The organism is Thioclava sp. SK-1 (assembly GCF_001705665.1).
Taxonomy (GTDB): Bacteria; Pseudomonadota; Alphaproteobacteria; order Rhodobacterales; family Rhodobacteraceae; genus Thioclava.
The window spans coordinates 108,972-128,222 of record NZ_MDHA01000089.1 but is presented as its reverse complement, the minus strand read 5'-3'; the positions used below and the strand labels follow the sequence as shown (position 1 = coordinate 128,222).

17 protein-coding genes are annotated in these 19,251 nt (G+C 57.9%); 6 read left to right on the top strand and 11 right to left on the bottom strand.

What is annotated here, in order from left to right:
• Positions 1-35 precede the first annotated feature (35 nt).
• From BFP70_RS19550 to BFP70_RS19525, 6 genes are all read left to right on the top strand, one after another.
• Positions 36-1,289, top strand: coding sequence for an ABC transporter substrate-binding protein (locus tag BFP70_RS19550; protein WP_066013708.1), 1,254 nt, complete (start codon positions 36-38; stop codon positions 1,287-1,289).
• A gap of 88 nt (positions 1,290-1,377) precedes the next feature.
• The gene (locus BFP70_RS19545) at positions 1,378-2,271 is read left to right on the top strand and encodes a carbohydrate ABC transporter permease (RefSeq protein ID WP_066013706.1); all 894 of its coding nucleotides are present in this window, start codon (positions 1,378-1,380) and stop codon (positions 2,269-2,271) included.
• On the top strand, positions 2,268-3,119 hold the full coding sequence (locus BFP70_RS19540; protein ID WP_066013705.1) for a carbohydrate ABC transporter permease: 852 nt from the start codon (positions 2,268-2,270) through the stop codon (positions 3,117-3,119). The genes BFP70_RS19545 and BFP70_RS19540 overlap by 4 nt, the downstream gene beginning before the upstream one ends.
• A gap of 5 nt (positions 3,120-3,124) precedes the next feature.
• Positions 3,125-4,237, top strand: coding sequence for an ABC transporter ATP-binding protein (locus BFP70_RS19535; RefSeq protein ID WP_066013703.1), 1,113 nt, complete (start codon positions 3,125-3,127; stop codon positions 4,235-4,237).
• Positions 4,238-4,252: 15 nt separating this feature from the next.
• The gene (locus tag BFP70_RS19530) at positions 4,253-4,909 is read left to right on the top strand and encodes a nucleoside triphosphate hydrolase (RefSeq protein ID WP_066013701.1); all 657 of its coding nucleotides are present in this window, start codon (positions 4,253-4,255) and stop codon (positions 4,907-4,909) included.
• Positions 4,910-4,923: 14 nt separating this feature from the next.
• Positions 4,924-5,652: an SDR family oxidoreductase gene (locus tag BFP70_RS19525; protein WP_066013700.1), complete on the top strand. Its 729-nt coding sequence runs from the start codon at positions 4,924-4,926 to the stop codon at positions 5,650-5,652.
• A gap of 39 nt (positions 5,653-5,691) precedes the next feature.
• Here BFP70_RS19525 and BFP70_RS19520 read toward each other — a convergent pair whose 3' ends face one another.
• The 11 genes from BFP70_RS19520 to tssK all read right to left on the bottom strand — a co-directional run bounded on the left by BFP70_RS19520 (position 5,692) and on the right by tssK (position 19,140).
• A complete protein-coding gene (locus BFP70_RS19520; protein ID WP_083217632.1) occupies positions 5,692-6,480 on the bottom strand; it encodes a hypothetical protein in 789 nt (262 codons plus the stop codon).
• 104 nt (positions 6,481-6,584) lie between these two features.
• Entirely contained in the window at positions 6,585-7,814 is a 1,230-nt protein-coding gene (locus BFP70_RS19515; RefSeq protein ID WP_066013695.1) for an AGE family epimerase/isomerase, read from the bottom strand.
• Positions 7,815-7,885: 71 nt separating this feature from the next.
• The gene (locus BFP70_RS21160; protein WP_176715609.1) at positions 7,886-8,035 is read right to left on the bottom strand and encodes a hypothetical protein; all 150 of its coding nucleotides are present in this window, start codon (positions 8,033-8,035) and stop codon (positions 7,886-7,888) included.
• Between the two features lie 63 nt (positions 8,036-8,098).
• On the bottom strand, positions 8,099-8,434 hold the full coding sequence (locus tag BFP70_RS19510) for a hypothetical protein (RefSeq protein ID WP_141693281.1): 336 nt from the start codon (positions 8,432-8,434) through the stop codon (positions 8,099-8,101).
• Positions 8,394-8,600, bottom strand: coding sequence for a cold-shock protein (locus tag BFP70_RS19505; protein WP_066013693.1), 207 nt, complete (start codon positions 8,598-8,600; stop codon positions 8,394-8,396). Before BFP70_RS19505 ends, BFP70_RS19510 begins: the two co-directional genes overlap by 41 nt.
• A 181-nt stretch (positions 8,601-8,781) precedes the next feature.
• Positions 8,782-10,923: a serine/threonine-protein kinase gene (locus BFP70_RS19500; protein WP_066013691.1), complete on the bottom strand. Its 2,142-nt coding sequence runs from the start codon at positions 10,921-10,923 to the stop codon at positions 8,782-8,784.
• Positions 10,920-11,711, bottom strand: a complete 792-nt coding sequence (locus BFP70_RS19495; protein WP_066013689.1) for a PP2C family serine/threonine-protein phosphatase — start codon at positions 11,709-11,711, stop codon at positions 10,920-10,922. Before BFP70_RS19495 ends, BFP70_RS19500 begins: the two co-directional genes overlap by 4 nt.
• On the bottom strand, positions 11,701-12,441 hold the full coding sequence (tagF, locus tag BFP70_RS19490) for a type VI secretion system-associated protein TagF (protein WP_066013687.1): 741 nt from the start codon (positions 12,439-12,441) through the stop codon (positions 11,701-11,703). The genes BFP70_RS19495 and tagF overlap by 11 nt, the downstream gene beginning before the upstream one ends.
• Before the next feature lie 3 nt (positions 12,442-12,444).
• Positions 12,445-16,041: a type VI secretion system membrane subunit TssM gene (gene tssM, locus BFP70_RS19485; RefSeq protein WP_066013685.1), complete on the bottom strand. Its 3,597-nt coding sequence runs from the start codon at positions 16,039-16,041 to the stop codon at positions 12,445-12,447.
• Positions 16,042-16,072: 31 nt separating this feature from the next.
• A complete protein-coding gene (gene icmH, locus BFP70_RS19480) occupies positions 16,073-17,809 on the bottom strand; it encodes a type IVB secretion system protein IcmH/DotU (protein ID WP_066013683.1) in 1,737 nt (578 codons plus the stop codon).
• Positions 17,806-19,140 (bottom strand): type VI secretion system baseplate subunit TssK, encoded by a 1,335-nt coding sequence (tssK, locus tag BFP70_RS19475; RefSeq protein ID WP_066013682.1) that lies wholly within the window; start codon positions 19,138-19,140, stop codon positions 17,806-17,808. The genes icmH and tssK overlap by 4 nt, the downstream gene beginning before the upstream one ends.
• Between the last annotated feature and the right edge of the window lie 111 nt (positions 19,141-19,251).

Here is a 19,251-nt window from a genome sequence, read left to right as displayed (position 1 = left end):
GGTGGAGCGCTGCGTTTTCATCGGAGGAGGAAATGATGAAATACAAAATGATGAGCCGCCTTATGGCTAGCGCCGCTTTGGTTTGCGCAGGTGCATCTGCACAGGCGGCAGACGTGGAAGTTCTGCATTGGTGGACCGCCGGTGGCGAAGCCGCAGCACTGAACGTTTTGAAAGAAGACCTGTCGACCAAAGGTGTGGGCTGGGAAGATATGCCTGTCGCTGGTGGCGGTGGCGAAGCTGCACAGACAACGTTGAAAGCGCGCGTGGCCTCGGGCAACCCGCCGACGGCGGCGCAGTTGCTTGGCATGCAGGTGCGTGAATGGGCGCAAGAAGGCGCGCTGGGTGATCTGACACAAGCCGCAGAAGCGGGTGGCTGGGCCGATGTTGTTCCGGGCGCGCTGAAAGATTTTGCAATGTATGACGGCAAATGGGTTGCTGTCCCGGTCAATATCCACCGCCCGAACTGGCTATGGATCAATGCTGCGATCTTTGAAGAAAATGGCCTTACGCCGCCCACCACATGGGAAGAATTCAACACTGTCGCGCAGACATTGAAGGATAAAGGCATCACGCCATTGGCGCATGGTGGCCAGCCATGGCAGGACGCGACCGTATTCGACGATGTTGTGCTGGGGATTGGCGGCGCTGATTTTTACCGCAAGGCCATCATCGAAGCAGATATGGACGCGCTTGGATCAGACACAATGGTTCAGGTTTTCGACCAGATGCGCACGCTGCGCGGGTTTGTCGATGACAACTTCTCGGGTCGGGATTGGAACCTTGCCACAGCGATGGTTCTGAACGGCGAAGCGGCCATGCAGCTGATGGGTGACTGGGCCAAGGGCGAGATCATCCGCGCCGACATGGTGCCGGGCGAAGATATCCTATGTGTCGCGGCACCGGGCACCGAAGGATCCTATCTGTTTAACACCGATTTCTTTGCTGCCTTTGATGTCAGCGACGACAATCGTGACGCGCAGATGGAGCTTGCCTCAGCCGTGATGTCACCCTCTTTCCAAGAGGCGTTTAACCTTGTCAAAGGCTCTATTCCGGCGCGGACGGATGTGTCGCCTGAAAAATTCGATGCCTGCGGCCAGAAAGCTATGAAAGACATCGTCGAAGCCGAAGGCAATGGGTCGCTTCTGGGGTCGTTGGCGCATGGCCATGGCCAGACCTCGGCTGTGCAGCGCGCGATCTTCGACGTTGTGACCGAACATTTCAACTCTGACATGTCGTCTCAGGATGCCGTGGAAGAGTTGCAGATCGCAGTCGAATCTGCTGCGATGTAAATGCTGATAGGCGGTGCCTTCGGGCGCCGCCACTACGCGGGACAAGTGTGATCCCGCCGCCCCTTTTCCACGCCCCAAGGAGGCCTTCATGGCCCGATCTGCCCCCTCCGCCGCTGCGCGGATGCGTGAGCTGTTGCCGCGCATTGTTCTAAGCCCGACGATCGCCTTGATCGCGATTTTCGTCTATGGCTTCATTTTCTTCACCACCTACCTGTCATTTTCTGACAGTCGGATGTTGCCCAGCTTTGGTTGGGTGGGGTTCGACAATTACGTCAAGCTGTTTCAGCTGCGGACATGGGATATAGCGATCACCAATCTGGCGATCTTTGGCACATTGTATATTGGGATTTGCTGTGTGCTTGGGCTTTCCTTGGCGATCTTACTGGACCAGAAGATCCGCGCCGAAGGCTTTATTCGCACCGTATACCTGTATCCGATGGCCCTATCGTTCATCGTGACAGGTGTGGCGTGGAAATGGTTCCTGGATCCCGGGATTGGATTGGAATCTGTTGTGCAGGGCTGGGGCTGGGAAAGCTTTGAATTCAACTGGATCAAAGATCGGGATATGGCGATCTACACCATCGTCATCGCCGCGGTTTGGCAAACATCGGGCTTTGTGATGGCGACATTCCTGGCGGGTTTGCGCGGTATCGACAGCGAGATTTTGCATGCCGCCGAAGTGGATGGTGCATCCAAATTTGCGCTGTATCGCCGGATTGTCATTCCACAACTGCGTCCTGCGTTCTTGTCGGCCTTTGTCGTTTTGGCGCATATGGCGATCAAATCCTATGACCTTGTTGTGGCGCTGACTAATGGCGGCCCGGGTACCGCAACCGAAGTGCCTGCGACCTTCATGTATTCCTATACTTTCACCCGAAACCAGATGGGCGTTGGCGCTGCATCAGCTGAAATCATGCTGCTGACAATTGCCGCCGTGATCGTCCCCTATCTGTGGTCCGAACTGCGGGAGCCAAAACGATGACCCTGCGCCCTGCCCGTCTTTTTCTGTATCTGATCCTTGCGGTCTTTTGCGTATATTACCTGCTGCCGCTTTATGTCATGCTGGTGAACTCGTTAAAACCGCTTAGCGAAATCACCTCTGGCGGGATGATGGCCCTGCCGGGTGACTGGACCACCGCCGCTTGGACCAACGCTTGGTCGCAAGCCCAGGTCGGCGTTGAGGCCACCGGCCTGAAGCCGTATTTCATGAACTCCTTCTTGATGGTTGTGCCCGCTGTGGCCATCGCAACCCTGATGGGCGCATTGAACGGCTATGTGCTGACGAAATGGAGTTTTAAGGGCGCGACCGTTTTGTTCGGCCTGATTCTGTTTGGCTGCTTCATCCCATTCCAGATCGTCTTGATCCCGATGGCCCGTGCGCTTGGGTTTCTGGGGCTGGCGGGCACTGTTCCGGGGCTGATCTTTGTCCACATCATTTATGGTATCAGCTTCTCGACGCTGTATTTCCGCAATTACTATGCCGCATTCCCGACCGAGTTGGTGCGCGCCGCCGAGATTGACGGTGCCGGGTTCTTCACCATCTTTTGGCGGATAATGCTGCCCAATTCCGGCCCGATTGCAGTTGTCTGCGTCATCTGGCTGTTCACCAATATCTGGAACGACTTTCTGTTCGGGGCATCCTTTGCGGATTACGACAGTCAGCCGATGACAGTGGCGCTGAACAACCTTGTGCAGTCTTCAACTGGCGTGAAGGAATATAACGTCCATTTCGCAGGCGCCATCATGGCCGCCTTGCCGACCCTGCTTGTCTACATCGTTGCCGGACGCTTCTTCGTGCGCGGCTTGATGTCTGGCTCTGTTAAAGGATAAATTCGATGGGTTTTCTGGATATCGACAATGTCACCAAATCCTATGGTGCGGTGAAAGTCCTGAATGAAACCGAAATTTCGGTGGAAAAAGGCGAATTCTTGGTGCTGGTCGGTCCGTCGGGCTGTGGCAAATCCACCCTGTTGAATATGATCGCGGGGCTGGAAAGTGTTACCTCGGGGGAATTGCGCATCAACGGCCGCCGCATCAATGAGGCCCGGCCGGCAGATCGCAATATCGCGATGGTGTTCCAAAGCTATGCTTTGTATCCAAATATGACGGTGCGCGGGAATATCTCATTCGGGATGGAGATGCATGGCATTCCAAAACCCGAACGGGAAAAGAAGATCGCCGCCGTGGCCGAGCTATTGCAAATCACCCAGCTGTTGGACCGTAAACCCGGCCAATTGTCGGGCGGTCAGCGCCAGCGTGTGGCCATGGGCCGGGCGCTGACGCGCGACCCTGATGTGTTTTTGTTTGATGAGCCATTGTCCAACCTGGACGCGAAGCTGCGTGTCGATATGCGCACCGAGATCAAAAAGCTTCATGCGAAACTGGGCACCACGATCGTCTATGTGACCCATGACCAGATCGAAGCATTGACCCTGTCGACCCGTATTGCGGTAATGTTCGGCGGTGATGTGCAGCAGCTTGGCACGCCGCAAGAAATCTATGACAACCCGGCAAATATGTTCGTGGCCGGGTTTATGGGCAGCCCGGCGATGAACCTTGTTCCTGCCCGTCTGCGCAACATCGGCGGCGTAATGTCAGCCGAGGTCACTTTGGCCACGGGCACCGCCATCACCCTGCCCTTCCCCAAGGCTTCACATTTGACCCAAGACGACGGGCGCGAGATCATTCTGGGTATTCGCCCCGAGGCCCTGACCGATCCAGAAGGTGCCAGCCGCGACAGTCAGGCGATCCATCAGGTTGACATCCCCGTGGATGTGATAGAACCGGCCGGGTCAGATACATTCGTCACGGTTTCGCTGGGTGGCAAAGATGCCATTGGCCGGTTCCGCGCGCACACGTCCGCGCGAAGCGGTCAGCCCTTCCCCTTTGCCTTTGATATGGAAAAGGCAGTGGCCTTCGATCCCGTCACCGAAGCCCGTCTGGCGTAAACTTCCGTGACAAAAATGGTCCCTACCTCCATAGACACCCTGACCGCGCAGCTGTTGCAGATGCGCGGTCAGGGCCGAGTTTTGCTGGCTGTGGTTGGCCCGCCCGGCGCAGGAAAATCTACCCTGTCTGAGGGGCTGGAAACTGCACTGAACACCGCCGCCCCGGGCTGTGCTGCCGTTTTCCCGATGGATGGTTATCATTATGATGATGCCATTTTACAGATGTGGGGTTTACGCCCACGCAAAGGCGCCCCCAATACATTCGATGTCGACGGGTTTGCGCATATGCTGCAACGGCTGCGGCAGAACGCTTCGGACATCGCGGTGCCTGTGTTTGACAGAGAGCTGGAAATTTCTCGCAATGGTGCGCGGATTATCCCGCAAACTGTCGAGCTGTTGATTGTTGAGGGCAATTACCTGCTGCTGGATCAACCGGGTTGGCGCGATCTGTCCGCGCTGTTCGATGTTACTGTGTCCTTGCGTGTGTCCGAAGCTGAGCTACGCCGGCGCCTATTTAACCGTTGGCGCGGCTTTGGCATCGCAGAAAGTGCAATCCCGGACAAGGTAGATGCCAATGATATGCCGAACGGGCTGACCGTTCTGCGCCACTCCCTTCCTGCGGATTATGTGATCACGCAGGCAGATACCCCTGAATTTCAAACAACTCTCTAACAAAGGACTACAACATGTCGGGTTTTGACAAAGGGCCGATCCTTGTCACAGGTGCCTCTGGTGGTATCGGTGGCGCCACGGTCCGCCATCTGATCGCAGCCGGGGCCGAGGTGATCGCCAATGGCCGCAACGAAGACGCCTTGGCCGAATTGGCAAAGGAAACCGGCTGCCGCACCCTGCCTTTTGATCTGGAATCGGAAGACAGCGTGAAAACCGCACTTGAGGGGTTGGACCTGTATGGCGTGGTGAATTGCGGAGGGTTTGGCGGCGAAATCGCAACCCCGATGGAGACGGATATCTCCGTCTTTGACAAGGTGATTTCGATCAATGCCCGCGGTGCGCTGTTGGTGACGAAATATGCGTCGGCATCGATGGTGCGTCTGGGCAAGGGCGGTGCCATTGTCAACGTGTCATCGCAGGCATCCTTGGTTGGGCTGCGGGGGCATATTTCCTATGGCTCGTCAAAAGCAGCACTGGATAACATCACTCGCGTTTCTGCGTTGGAACTGGGCGAATATGGTATCCGCGTCAATTCCGTGAACCCGACCGTTGTCATGACGCCGATGTCGGCATGGTATTGGGGCCGCCCCGAGGTTCAGGGCCCGTTCCTTGACACCATGCCTCTGCATCGTTGGGCGACCGAAGATGAAATCGCGGCGCCAATCGTGTTCCTTTTGTCCGATGGCGCGTCGATGATTTCTGGTGTGACCTTGCCGATTGACGGTGGCTTTACAGCCGTCTGATCACGGTGATGCGTGGCTTATACATAGGGCCACGCATCCCTACCCAGGAAAAATCCGCGCCATTTCACCATCGAATTTTGCCCAAGACATTGTCGCGTGATTTCCCGCATATCCATCATAGTGCGATTTCCCACTGGAATTAGGCAACCCGGCCCAGATCTTGGCCAAATTGTTCATAAATCCCGTCCGGCTAAGGTTCCCTGCCATTGCTTGGGACAGGCCTGCCTCCTCTAACAACAGATCCGCAAGCCGATCTTGCAGCGCCGGTGTGAATGTGGTGCGCTCATCAACGCCGAGATGGTTTACAAGCCGTCGCAGGGTTGCGGGTATGAACTGATAACGCCCGATAGCATGGGGTTGGCCCGGCGTCGCCTTGATCCACGCATAGATTTCCGCAATGGTCATTCGGGTCGGGCGCTTAGCAGGGCGCCGCGTGGCCCCATATTGCACGGCGTCATAACCCGCAGGCCCTGCTTCGGCCTGCGCGATCAGATGGCGGATCCGATCGGCGTGGAAGCTTCCGCGACCATTGGGCCGATAGGGGGAAAATCCACCCAAAGATGCGGCTTGCGGCACGAAACTGGCCTGTACGACCCCATCGGGCAACGTCACACGTTTGGGCACAGGGGCGAGCAGGCTGCCACCTGATTGCCCGGCAAACAAGCTAGGCCCCGCGGCAGAGGATACAGAGGCGCGCTGAATAAGCGGGGTGCCAGCGGCCCCATCAAATAACGACCCGCGGGTCACAAGCGACTGCGCCTCCGCGAATAATAAAGTTGGCCAGGCACATAGCGCCAGCCCTATCAAAAATTGTCCTGCCCAGGTCATTCGCACCTCATTCTGAGAGCCATATACCCGCGCAGGATTCACCAAGTTTGTTCACATTTTGTTTCCATCACGCAGATTTCTGGTCCGATGATGAAAAAAACGGTCTACATCACTGCCGCAAGCCCTGTTTGCAGGCGCGAAAGCCCATCGGGTAAGGGAAAGAGCGCGGCTTGCACCGAGTGATAGATATCGGGCTTCCCTTTGAATTGATGGCTGGCAGGGCGCGTCAGATCAGACAGTTCCGGGAACCAACCACCGTGGCGATGATCAATCAGATGGTCATGTGCAAAGCTCCAAAATTTGCGATACCAATCCTCATCAGCCTCGTGTCGGTCCAGCTTGATCAGGCTGGCCATGGCGCCAATTCCTTCTGCAACGGGCCACCAATATCGGTCGGAAATATCAACATTTCCAGTAAGATCCAGCGTATAGGCGAAGCCGCCGTCGCGACGCCATGCTGTTCTGATCGCCGTCTCAATCAAGCTGCGCGCACGGGCGGGTGCATCCGTATCTGGCCGCCCCGTTAATTCCCAATGTTGCAGGCACAACCGGCCCAATTCCAGTGAATGCCCCGGCGTTGAGCCAGCAGGCCGGAACATCGGATTGCCCGCATAGGTAGGATCGACCTGCCATTGATCATTGTAATGCTCTGGCAAGCGGTCACCATAATTAGGTGCGATACGATGGACAAAGAAATCAAGGATCTTGCCCGCGCGGTCCAGATATATTGGATCGGATGTGGCCTCAAAAGCCGCCAAATGCGCCTCAACACCATGCATGTTGGCATTCATTCCGCGATATCTGGAAAATTCTTGCCAATCCCGGGTGAATTCATCGCGATACAGGCCGAAATCGGCCTGCCAATAATGACGGTTCAATACCTCTGTGACATCGGACAACAGCCGATCGGCATCCGGATGTCCTGCCAGTTTCGCGCTTGACGCTGCCAGAAGGACAAACATGTGCCCATAGGCAAGCTTGGTGCCATCGGCCACATCATCGCGCGTCACACCCCACATATATCCACCATGGGTGGTGTCGCGATGGTGTTTCCATAAAAACGCCATACCTGCATCGACTATGTCATCGGACCCTGCCACACCGATGGCATGACCCAATGCGTAAGAATGGACAAGACGCGTTGTCGTGTGCAGTTCCTGTGGGCCACGGCGCTGCGGCGTGCCGTCACATCCCAACACATCAAAACCGCCATCCCCCCGTAATGATTTACGAAAAAAATGAAACTGCGCCAAAGCTTCGATCCGAAGAAAGTTGCGATGCACAGGATCATCGATCCAAAATCCGGGGTAATCAGGTGCTGCCAATACGCTCATCTTCAGATCCTCCACTTTGTATCGCGGGGCAATCTGTGCATGGCTTGCGGGCGGATGCAATCAGGCGCAGCCTATTTCCGGCACGGCTCTGTTGATTTTGGCTCTGGCAAAGTCCCAAGCGCAAGTCGCTGGAAAAATTCGTTCCATTCCAGCCCGGTTTCCGCGGGTTTCAGGGGATAATGCCGGATGGCTTGATGTGCAAAATCTGTATCGGTCGGCATGAACAGCCTCCGCTTCGTCTCAGGACGGACCTGCAGTCAGATAGATGCCCGAAGTGGGCGCGATCAATCGTCTGAACTGAGCGTGATGTCGATCGTTACCGGCAAATCGTCAACAACATCAACGGGTGCATGGCCATCACGCGCAAGCCGAGCGGCCCGCAATTTGGCAGTTTTATCTGCCCGATAATTGGCTTCTGTCGAAATAATATCGCGCGCGGCGGCGTTGGTTTTATCGTGGGGGGTTGCCGCTTTGGCGGGCGAGAAGGCAAAACTTGCCAAAGTCGCGTCTTTTTTAGCCATGATAACTCCAAGTGATGACCCGACCCCCGCAGGGATCAGGTCTGCGTAGGAGCCTGAATTAGGCGAGCTGCAGGTTTGCTGCTGCTTGACGGCCGTCACGGCCGGCTTCCAGATCGAAAGTCACTGCTTGACCATCGTCGAGCTGCTGAATGCCAGCGCGCTCAAGAGCCGAGATGTGAACGAATACGTCGCTGCCACCGGACTCAGGTGCGATAAAGCCGAAGCCTTTGGTGGTGTTGAACCATTTCACGGTGCCTTTAGCCATCGTGAGATCTCCTAGTTTAGTAATGCCGCCCGCAGTATGCGACGACCCGGCTTTGTCAGTTCGTAGAGGCAGGCTGAAGCCGGGATCGGAGACAGGGTGCAGTAAGAAAAAACGTTGCATTGTCTCTTTAGGGCAAGTCATGCATTCGCACAAGCGATCTTTTAAAATCCTAGAGAACTTGTCAGTCATCTTGCGCAGCGGTGCCCTGCGTTTCAGCGGCGGCGGCCGGACGTAACATAACATATGAAACGGCAGCTGCCGCCGCCCCATCAGATTGCGCTATCTCGTCCAGGATCTGCGGCAGCAGATCCGCAGCCTGCGTCCCATCGCGGGCTGCCGCGGCGCGCACAAGGGGGGTATCAGACGCCACCGCAAGCAGAATTTGTGGTTGTTCTTCCTCGCCTTGCGCCAAATTCAGCCCAAAATTCAACCGCCGTTGACCGCCCACCGGGTCAGACAAGCGATCGGTCAGATTATAGACACCACCGACAGGGGTGATCAGCACCAGCCACAGCGATTGCGCGCCCTCTGCTTGCAGTTGTGCTCCGACACTTTCGCCACTTGTGATCTGATCTTCTGACAGCACCATCTGCACGCCAGGTCTGCCGCGCCCTTGCAGCTTATGCGCGAAATCCAGCGCTGAGCATTGGGGCGATGTGATCTGGCGGGACAGAATCGCAGGGCGCGCGCCAAAGGCTTCTTCATAGGCTGCGGGCAAACCGGCAAAGGCTTCGCCACTTGCGGAAAACCCTTCGATCATGCCTGCATTGGGCCCGGCGGCAATCCGCGCGGTATAGGTGCATTCGCCCGTGTCAAACGCGGCCAGAAACCCGTCTCGCGTTGTGGTGACCGGCGCAGTCCCGTTTGCACTGCCACCACCTTGTCCCGCAGATGCCACCGGCATTGGCAGGGGTGGATCATTGCCCAACAGCCCATGATCCCATGCATACCATCCGGCGGCTGCAATACTGGCAGCAAAGACCATGGCCAACGCGCCAAGAAGCCGGCCGGCGCCATCACGCGCCCCGTCCTGCATTGGCAAAGCAACAGGCATCGGCGGTGCGGACGGGTTGGCGTGACACGCGGCGCCGGGCAGTTGCAACCCCGGCGCGGAATGGGTGAGTGCGGATGCCTCCCGCCCGGTCACCGTCCCATTGCCTGCAGGCTGCAGCGCGGGGGGCATTGGCAGGCCCATCCGATAATGCATCGGGATCATTGCCGGTGTGGCCAGCATTTGCTGCACCACATCCATCGAGGCAGGGCGCCGCGCAGGATCTGGTTCCAGCATATGCGCCAGTAACGGGCGCATCGCCTCTGGCACAGCCTGAAGGTCCGGGATTGTCAGCCGCGATTGCACCGCTTCGACGATGGAGCTGCCCATATTCAATGGCCGACCGATCACAGTGGCACAGATCATCAGTGCCAACCCATAAATATCGGTCGCCGGAGTGACATCGCCGTTATAATGTCCCAGCTGTTCGGGAGCGACATATTTGAATTTGCCCGCAAATTGACCCGCCATCGTGCTTTCTTGCAGCACATTGGATTTGGCGATGCCGAAATCTATCAGCCGGGCCTGATCCACCGCATCATCGGGCAACATCACATTATCAGGCGATAAATCCCGGTGGATGACATCCTGAGCGTGGGCTTTCGCCAATCCCTTCGCCAGCCGCCTTAACAGGATCTGGGCTTGGGGCACCGGGATTGCTCCACTTTGTTCGATATGCTCGGACAGGGGCACACCTTCGATGAATTCCATCACCAGAAAATAACGATCCAGCTCCCGGTCATGCACATAGTTATAGTATCGGACAATCGCCTCATCCGCGAGCTGACGCAACGTGCGGGCCTCGCGTTTGAACATCAGGCCAACTTTTTCATCTTCGGCCAATTCGGGCAGGATCGCTTTGATCGCCACCGGATCACCCGTGCCGATTTCCACACCGCGATAGACGGCCCCCATGCCCCCGGCCTTCAAGGTCTGTGTGATTTCATAATTGTTGTTGATCAGCGTGCCGATAGCAATTGCGGTTGTGCTGGGGCTGGTATGTGCCGCCACCGATGCGGTGCGTGGCTGCGCCAAAGCCGGTAGCGCCGCATCGACCGGCACGGGTGGCTTTTGGGATGACGCGTGTTCGTCTGTGCCGTCGGCCGCATCCGTCACGGGTGTAAACACCGTTTTATCTGTCTCCGGCCCGGGTGCAGGCGGCGGCCCAGCTGCCGGGACCGGGGCGTCCATCCCGACTGTGTCAATCACGGTGCGGCTTTGATCATTATCTTTATTGGCGCGGTTTTCGGGCAATGGGTCGGGCGGGGTCATTGCTCCTCCCCGGTGCTATCGCTTAGACAGCTGTCTTCCTCTTCGGCAAAAAGCGGCGGTGGGCCGCAACGCACGACAATCACCGTAACATTGTCGCGCGCCCCCCGTGCAAGCGTTTCCGCCACCATCGCATCGCAAGCCTGTTGAGGTGCATGTGAGCGCAGGAAATAGGCGATATCGGTATCGCTGAGATGTTCGGTCAACCCGTCGGAGCACAGCAAGAACACATCCCCTTCTTGCAATGCGCCTACGACAATATCGCATTGCGGCTGCGCAGTGACACCGATCGCCCGGGTGATGACATTCTTGCGCGGCCAATGCAGCGCCTCATGTTCCGAAATCGTGCCCGCGTCCAGCAAGGCGCGCACCTCTGTATGGTCGCGGCTTTGTTGGCTTAGCCGGTCATGGCGCAGCAGATAGGCCCGGCTATCGCCTGACCAGATGCAGGCGAAATGTTGGTCATGCACCAAAAGCGAGACCACCGTCGCCCCAATCGTGCCCCTGCCAAGCGCCTCGGCATGGGTGATAATTTCATCATTTGCCCGGGTCAGCCGTTCCATGAACCGCGCTTGCAGGTCATCTGCAGACGCCGGAACGCCCACGGAATTGAGCTGCTGCACAATCGCAAGCGATGCGAAATCACCGGCGGCATGTCCACCCATACCATCGGCCACAACCCACAGCCCATAATCCCCGCGCGATAGAAAATTATCCTCATTCACCTCGCGGCGACATCCAACATCGGTGGCCTGACCCGTTTCAAAGCTGAAAAAGTCATTATGGTGCATGAGATTTGGCCTCCTGTGAGTCCTTGATGCCGGGGCTGAGGTCCGATGAGACAGGGCTGCCGGTCTGGATGTCGTCCTGCGCAGGCACACCGCCCAGAAGCCAGCCCAAAGCCCCCGATTGCGGCATGCGGTCATGCGACAACCAACAGGCTGCGCGCCCGTCGCCACCCGGTGCCCAAAACATCGCCCGGGTCAAACGCGCATGCTCTGCCTCTACCGGGACGGCGGCACCCAGCAAGGCAGCAAGATCCGCATGCGGGTGATGCGCCCAGACTGTCGGGCCTGTCTGCGCCGCCTGCGGCGTTTCGGAAGGCATTGAAACCGACATGCCCTCTAGCAGCGCCTTGGCACCGATACCGGGCTGCATTTGGCGCAGATGATATTCCAACGCGGCATAGACTGTCTGATCGGGATCGACCACCGGGGCGGCCTGTGCCACGCCCTCGCCCATCAGCACCAACGGATAGCGGCGCCCGACCCGATCATGTGACGCCACCATGATGCCGGCCAATGTTTTGCCAAACACGCCACGCCCGATCCAAAACCGCACCGGTTGCGCCTGATCCCAAAAGGCCGCCCAGTCATTCCCAAGATCATCGCGCAATTGCGCCAATGTCGGGTCCAGCCACTGCATCATTGCCTCGACTATCGGATCGGACACGCCGGCGCGTAAAAAATCCCCATAGGCGGGATGTTTGCCGAACACTCCGATCTGTGCGCGCGGATCCATGCGTTACTCCAATGAAACGGGGCAGGAAAAATCCGACAGCTCTGGCATCAAGAATGGTACTGTCGTGGAATCAAATTCCATCCGGTAGGTGATCGACCGGCCACCGATATCATGGGTGACATCCACAACATTACCCACCACGCGTGCCCGCCCGCGGCGCAGGAATGTCACGATATCCCAACGCCCTTGCGCAAAGCTCAGGCTGGATTGCCGACCCTGTTCTTGCGGATAAAGCTCAATTGACACGCCAGAGGATTGGCCGGGCCATTCCAATGCCGCCGGGGAGCTATCTGGCTGTGTACGGATCGACGCACCATTGACCGACAGGACCGACAGCTGAACCGTTGGCGATGACGTGACATGTGTTACCGACATCTTGACTTGGGGCTCGGGCGAACCAGAGGCAAAGAACGCCATCTGAATGGCCTGTGCGCGGTCAAATTGCTTCAGGGTAGCAGGGGTCAGGCGCTGTCCAACGGGGCTGTCGGGCGCGGGTTCCAACCCATTGGCGCCGCGCAAGACATGCGGCTGTAAATAGGCGCTGTAGAAGCTGTCCATTTTTCCGCCCGGTCCAAAGAATTGCCCAAAGATCGCGGGCGAAATATGGCGCCCGTTTCCAAAGGGGTAAAACGGCGCGATATAGTCTCGGCAAAACTGCGTGACATCTTGGTTCAGCGCCCGGTTCAGCTGCACCATCGTGGCATCTTGCGCGACGGCGCGGAATTCGGTCTCAACCTCGTTTAACATCCGGGGTAAGGGCTGGGGCAGCGCCGTGTTATTGGCTGTCAGGGCCGACAGGCTTTGCCCCAGCAAAGTTTCATCAGCCGGCGTCGGCGCCATTGCCGCCTGCCGGCGGTTGTCACGCAAGGCAGACAGATTTTTCAAGATTATGTCGACCGGTCGGCCACCTGGATCACCGCGCAAAAGGCTGTGCCATTGCGCGAAATCATCGCTGATACGTTCTACCTGACGGCGCTGCGTATCTTCGGTCAAGGATCCGCCGACACGCTCTTGGGCTTTGCTATTTGCCGAAACATTGTCCATCACCACGCGCTGGAAGACGCCGCCACGTTGATAGATCCGTTGAAACAATGTGCTGCCCAGATCACCGCTGAGCGATCCGCTCGCCAATTGTTCTGGGGTCAATGCGTCGATCTCATCATACAATCGGGTCAGCCGGGTTTCTTCGTCCACGGCCTCTACCAGTTCCAGCATCGGTGATGCGACAGGCGACGACAGCGCGGCCAGCGCCTCATATTGCGGCGGGTCGGCGGACATGCGCGCCACGGCCAGCCGGCTCAACATATCCCGCCAAGCCTGCGCAAAATCCAACCGATACATGCGATGCAATTCGCGTTCCAAGGACGAAAGCTGGGTCTCGTAATTCACCCGGCCTGCGGCCTCGCCCAAGACCCACTGATCTTCGCGCAACCGGTCACGCGCCTCAGTCAGCTCTTGCAGAAAGTAGCCCCAATACCCTTCAAACGTATATAGCCCGGGCACCGTGACCTGCGCCAGCGGTGCGCCATCGGTGGTTTCAAACACCTGCGCCACCGCCCCTGAAATCCGGTCGTTCAGATTGAAATCAGGCACGCCAGAGGTCGCGGCACGGTCTTGTATTGATGCATAGGCCTGCTGCGCCAAGGGCAGGTTGACGATCGCCTCACGCGCGCGGCTGACGATCTCGGGATCGATGGAAATGATGGGTGTGCGATCGCCGTCCAGTTCCAGCATTGCAGCCAGATGCGCGGTAATCTGATCACGTTCATCAAACTGTCCGGGGGTGTCGAATTCCTGCCGCCAGATCGTGTCGAAATAGGTGGTGATGGCGGCGTCGTCATCGGACCCTGCTCCCTCTCCCTGCCCGCCTAACAGCAAATAGACTTTAAGCGCACGATACACCCCGGCTGTATCATCATTGGCGATCAACTGCGGAATATCGTTTTCCATCTGCAAAATCATCCGTGGGCGCAGCATACGTTCCAGCCCATCGGAATAGGCCCTGTCGGCGGCCAGGTGCAGTTCAGTATAACGCGACAGGCCGAAATCTTCCCAAAGCGACGGCCTGCGCGGATCGCCATATCCCGCTGTCATCTGTCGCAACGCTTGCAGATGAGGCATGATCAGCGACGGATTGGTATCTTCGATCACCGGCCGGGCAATTTCATTGCGGGCATGATCCGCATATGTCACCGCGTCCACTTCGGCGGCGCGCAATAAGGACGCATTTTGCCAAAAACTGAAACCAAATGCCGCCATCAGTGCCAATGTAACAACGCCAATGGCCGATAGGGCCACGCTGCGCAAAATAGAACGCCGCGCAATCGCCTTGCGATCAAACCCAACCCAATCGCGTTCGGCAAAAATCACCTTGGTCAGCAGGTCATGCAAAAAATAGCTTTTGCCCTTGCCCGACATGAACGCGGGCTGAAAGGCAGCACCGCTGTCGGAATTGCGCGACATGGCACCCAGAACCTGATCAATCGGTGTTCCCTCTTGCGTACCAGAGGTGAAATAAAACCCACGCAAAATCGCGTTGGTTTTGTAGCGCGTTGGCTCAAACACCCGGCGCAGGAAATCCGACATCGTATCGCGCAGCATGGCCATTTGACCGGGCAGACCAAAGATGGCCACGCGCGAAATCCCATCGGGTTCTTCGCTCATCCGGTCGATAACCTCATCGGATAGGCGCGCCACCAGCCCATCAAATTCAGCCGGCACATTTTGCCACGTTTGCGCGGCGCGATCACGGGTCTGGAATGTGGTGCCCCAGACCAGCTTGCGCCGCGATTGGCTGAACGAGCTGAAATATTCCCGAAACCCTGCGATCAGATCCGCTTTGGTGAAAAGCACATAGACGGGAAAGTCGATTTTCAGCACATCATGGATTTCCGCCAGACGGTCGCGCACCGTCTGGGCATGTGCGGCCAGCGTGTCTTCTGTGGCATTCATCATATCTTCGACGGAAAATGCCAGCATGACGCCGTTGATCGGCTGATCCGGGCGCCCCTTTTTCAACAGGTCCAGAAACGCGTGCCAACTGGCTTGATCGGCCTGCGCATCGCTGTCTTGGGTTGTATAACGCCCAGCGGTGTCTATCAGCACCGCATCTTCGGCAAACCACCAATCGCAGTTGCGCGTGCCGCCAAAGCCCTGCGCATGATCTTTCAAACTGTCCAGCCCGGGAAATTCGATCCCGGAATTGGCCAGCGCCGTGGTTTTACCCGCCCCCGGTGGCCCGATGATGATATACCACGGAAGATCATATAAATAGGTTTTGCCACCTGATTTGCGCAGTTTGGCCAGTGCATCTTGCATCCGCTCATTCAGCACCTGCCCGTCACCAACGGGGGCCACCATCAGGCTGTCTTCCAGCGCCTTCGCCCGTTTGCGATGCTTACGCCAGCGGTTTACATAGACTGCGGCAATCCCTGCCACGATCACACCAATCGCGATCACCCGTGGCCAAAGCCCCAATAGGGGTGGCCAGCCCGTCATTGGAAAGCCGAACCAAATTGCGGCACAAACGGCAATCAGGCCAACGGCAATCATGATCCGGCGTAACCATATGGATTTCCACAGCGTCTTGATCGTGCTCATCGGCAGATCCAATAGCAAACCTCGCATCGGTTCAGCCCTCCCGCGGGATCATAATTTCAACGCGCCGGTTCCGGGCGCGGCCCTGCGCCGTCGCGTTATCGGCTATAGGATCAACCGCGCCTTTGCCCTCAACTTCCAGACGCGTTGGATCGGCCATAACGGACGCCAGCGCGTCGGTGACCGTCTGCGCCCGGGCTTGGGACAATTGCTGATTGGTCTTGAACTGACCCCGGCCCGAAACCGGCACGGAATCCGAATGGCCGACAACGCGCACCGGCCCCGTTTCGTCATTCAAGGCCACGCCAATTGCTGCGGCCAGATCGCTGAAATCATTGGTCAGCACCGCCTGACCGGAGGCAAATTTCAGCGCCTCGCCTACGCGGACAAAAATCCAGTCATTCTTGCGATCCACCTCAACCGCACCTGAAAGGATCTGTTCGGTCAGGTTTTCGCGAATACGTTCAAGCTGACTGGTTTGCGGCGCGACATAGGCCTGCACAACAGGCTGAGAACGTTCGATCGTGATTGGCGCCTGGCCTGCATGCAGCGCCAAGATCCCATCGCGCACCTGTGCGCCTTGTCGAGTCAACAGCGTCGAAAGCGTGGCAAATAGCGCGACAAGCATCACCGCAGCCAAGGCCCCCACCACCCAGAGCGGCGTGGCCCCTCGACGGCGCTTACCCATCATCGGCACGGCGTCCCAATGCTCCGAGATATCATCGTCAGGGCGGGCCTGCACCCGACGCAGGGTTTCATAAATGGCTGTGCGAATACGTGCCAGGTCAACTGCGCCGTTCTGGGTGGCGCGATATTGCCCCTCAAATCCCAGTGACAGACAGGTCAGCATCAGCTCCAGCAGGTTGAACCGTTGAGCCGGGGCGCGCATGGCCTCATCCATCTTTTGGAAGAAACCAACCCCAGACGCACGCTCTCCGAAAAAGCGGGCAACCATAGAATATTGCACCCATAATCCGCGATCCGCGCCGGGAAGGTTTTGCACAATATCATCCGCCGTCGCACAAAGTGCGTATTTCGCATCCAACGCGTCTTGCGCGGTCACGCCCAGCTCATGTGCGCGGCGCTCAAACTGGTCGATCTCTCGGGTGACGTGATCGATCAGCGGCCCAGCCTGCATCTCCACCAATCCGGTGCGCAGCCGTCCCAGCAAGATCAACAGATCCGCCCCGGCCCGGATCAACGGGTTGGAGGACCCGCCCGCATCTTGAGGTGTGGCGCGCATCGCATCACTTAGGCTGATCCGAGGCTGCACGGCCTGCTGGGGCGCGGTATCTTTGCGCGTGATATCGGGGAAAATCTGCGATCCCGGCGCCGGTTGTCCGGTTCCCGGTTGGTAAATCGGCTGCTGCGCGGGCGGATAGGGCGATGGCGCGGGTTGCCAGCCGGGCGGTTGATGCCCGGCCGGTTGACCGGGCTGAGGTGTCAGCGCGCCCCCCAGCCATGTGTCTTGTTGTCCCGGTGCACCCCAAGCATCTGACGCAGGTGGCGGGACAGCCGGCGGCGGTGCGGCGGGCGCAATACGGCCCGGGCCTGCACCGGGCAGCGGTTGGCCGAAAACGGTTCGCTCTGCCCCTGCGGGTGGGGGCGTTTGGCCAGATGGTGGCTGACCACCCGGTGGTGACGGTGACTGGCGTGGCGCGGATGGGGCAGGACGCGCAACCGGGGGAACCGGACGTGGCGCCGTTGGCCCCGGCCCACCGGGCAAGGGCTGTCCAAACACTGTTTTATCGTCGTCATCGCCTGACATCATGCGCTTTCCGGAATTGCCCACAGCTCTAATTTCAGATCTGGCCAATTGCCTGCAAAATGCAGCCCCACAGCTGGGGCGGTGGAAAATTCGCGCCAAAGATCCGTGGATTTATCCAGCAAGAAATACACATTACTGGACACAACCCGGATTTGCCGTGGTGGGTTTGGCAAATGCACCAGCCCGATCCCGGGCAGGTTATTGGTAATAATTTGTTTCATTCGGGTGGAAGGCCCCACCTTGCACAGCTGCGGAAATTGCTGCTGCACCTGTGTCAATGGCACGCCGGAGCTGACCTCCAATACGAATGTTGCCTGCGAAAACAGGGTCCGGTCATTGACCATCGCCGCGTAGCTATTTGCCCGCACCTCTTGCAGATCCAACCGCACGGCACGGCCCACATCGCGCGACAAGAACCGCTGAATATCTTGCACCACCGGGGTAAAGCTGTCCTTGGGGTCGTCATGGCGGTAAGTGGCGTAATCGGGTGCACGGCGTGCGCCCTGATCGAATGTCGCCAATTCTCCGGCCAGGCTGATCAGTTTTTCATACAGCCGCTCCGGGTGGACATGGGCCATACCCTTCAAGTGACGCAGCACTGGCAATTCGCGGTTCAACACCATCAGCATCAGATAGTCGGTCGCCTGCATTCCCCCGCCCGAGGATGGATCAGAGGCATAGCGTGCCAGCGTTTCCAACTTTGCCTCAATCCAGCCAATCACCCGGCTGAGATAGCCTTCATACACCGCATGAACCGACAGAACCAAACCCACTGGTGGTTGCGTGTCATCCAGCGTCACGATCCCATCGCGCAGCTCAATAATCCGGCCCAAACGAATGTTTTGGTAGCCCGGTCGCGGCGTATTGCGCGCCACCAGCTCAAGACGGGGCTGCGCAATTTCTACCATCTGCTCGGATCGGGTGGCAGAGGCATTATCGGCCACAGCTTCGGCCGCCAGCCGGTATCGCGTCGCATTATCGGCCCCATCAGGTGCAACATCTTGGCCATTGATCGATGGATCGGGTAGTGTCAGCCAGATCTGCAGGCCCTGCGCCTCGTCCTCGGGCACCTTGACAGGCACCGGCAGCGGCACTGATCCCGGCGCGTCAAAGGGTGTGCCATCGGGCATGATCCCGGCCACAGCGGTGACAGCAATCTGCCCTTGTTGCAACATATCACGATTGAACCGCAGTTCTGACAGACCCCAGGGATAGGGGGTGATGGCCTGTGTGCGGGCACGGATCAGATGTTCAAGATAGCGATCAGATTGCTGAAGATGCTGTGGCTGAAGAAACAGCCCCTCTTTCCAGGCGACTTTGGAATACCAGGACATATGCTTAAAATAACTCTCTGTTCGTATCTGCACCTAGACCCCGAAATATGGCCGGGCCACGGTCCTTATGGGCGTAACTTTGACGGTTGGGGCAGCCCTGGTCAAGCACGG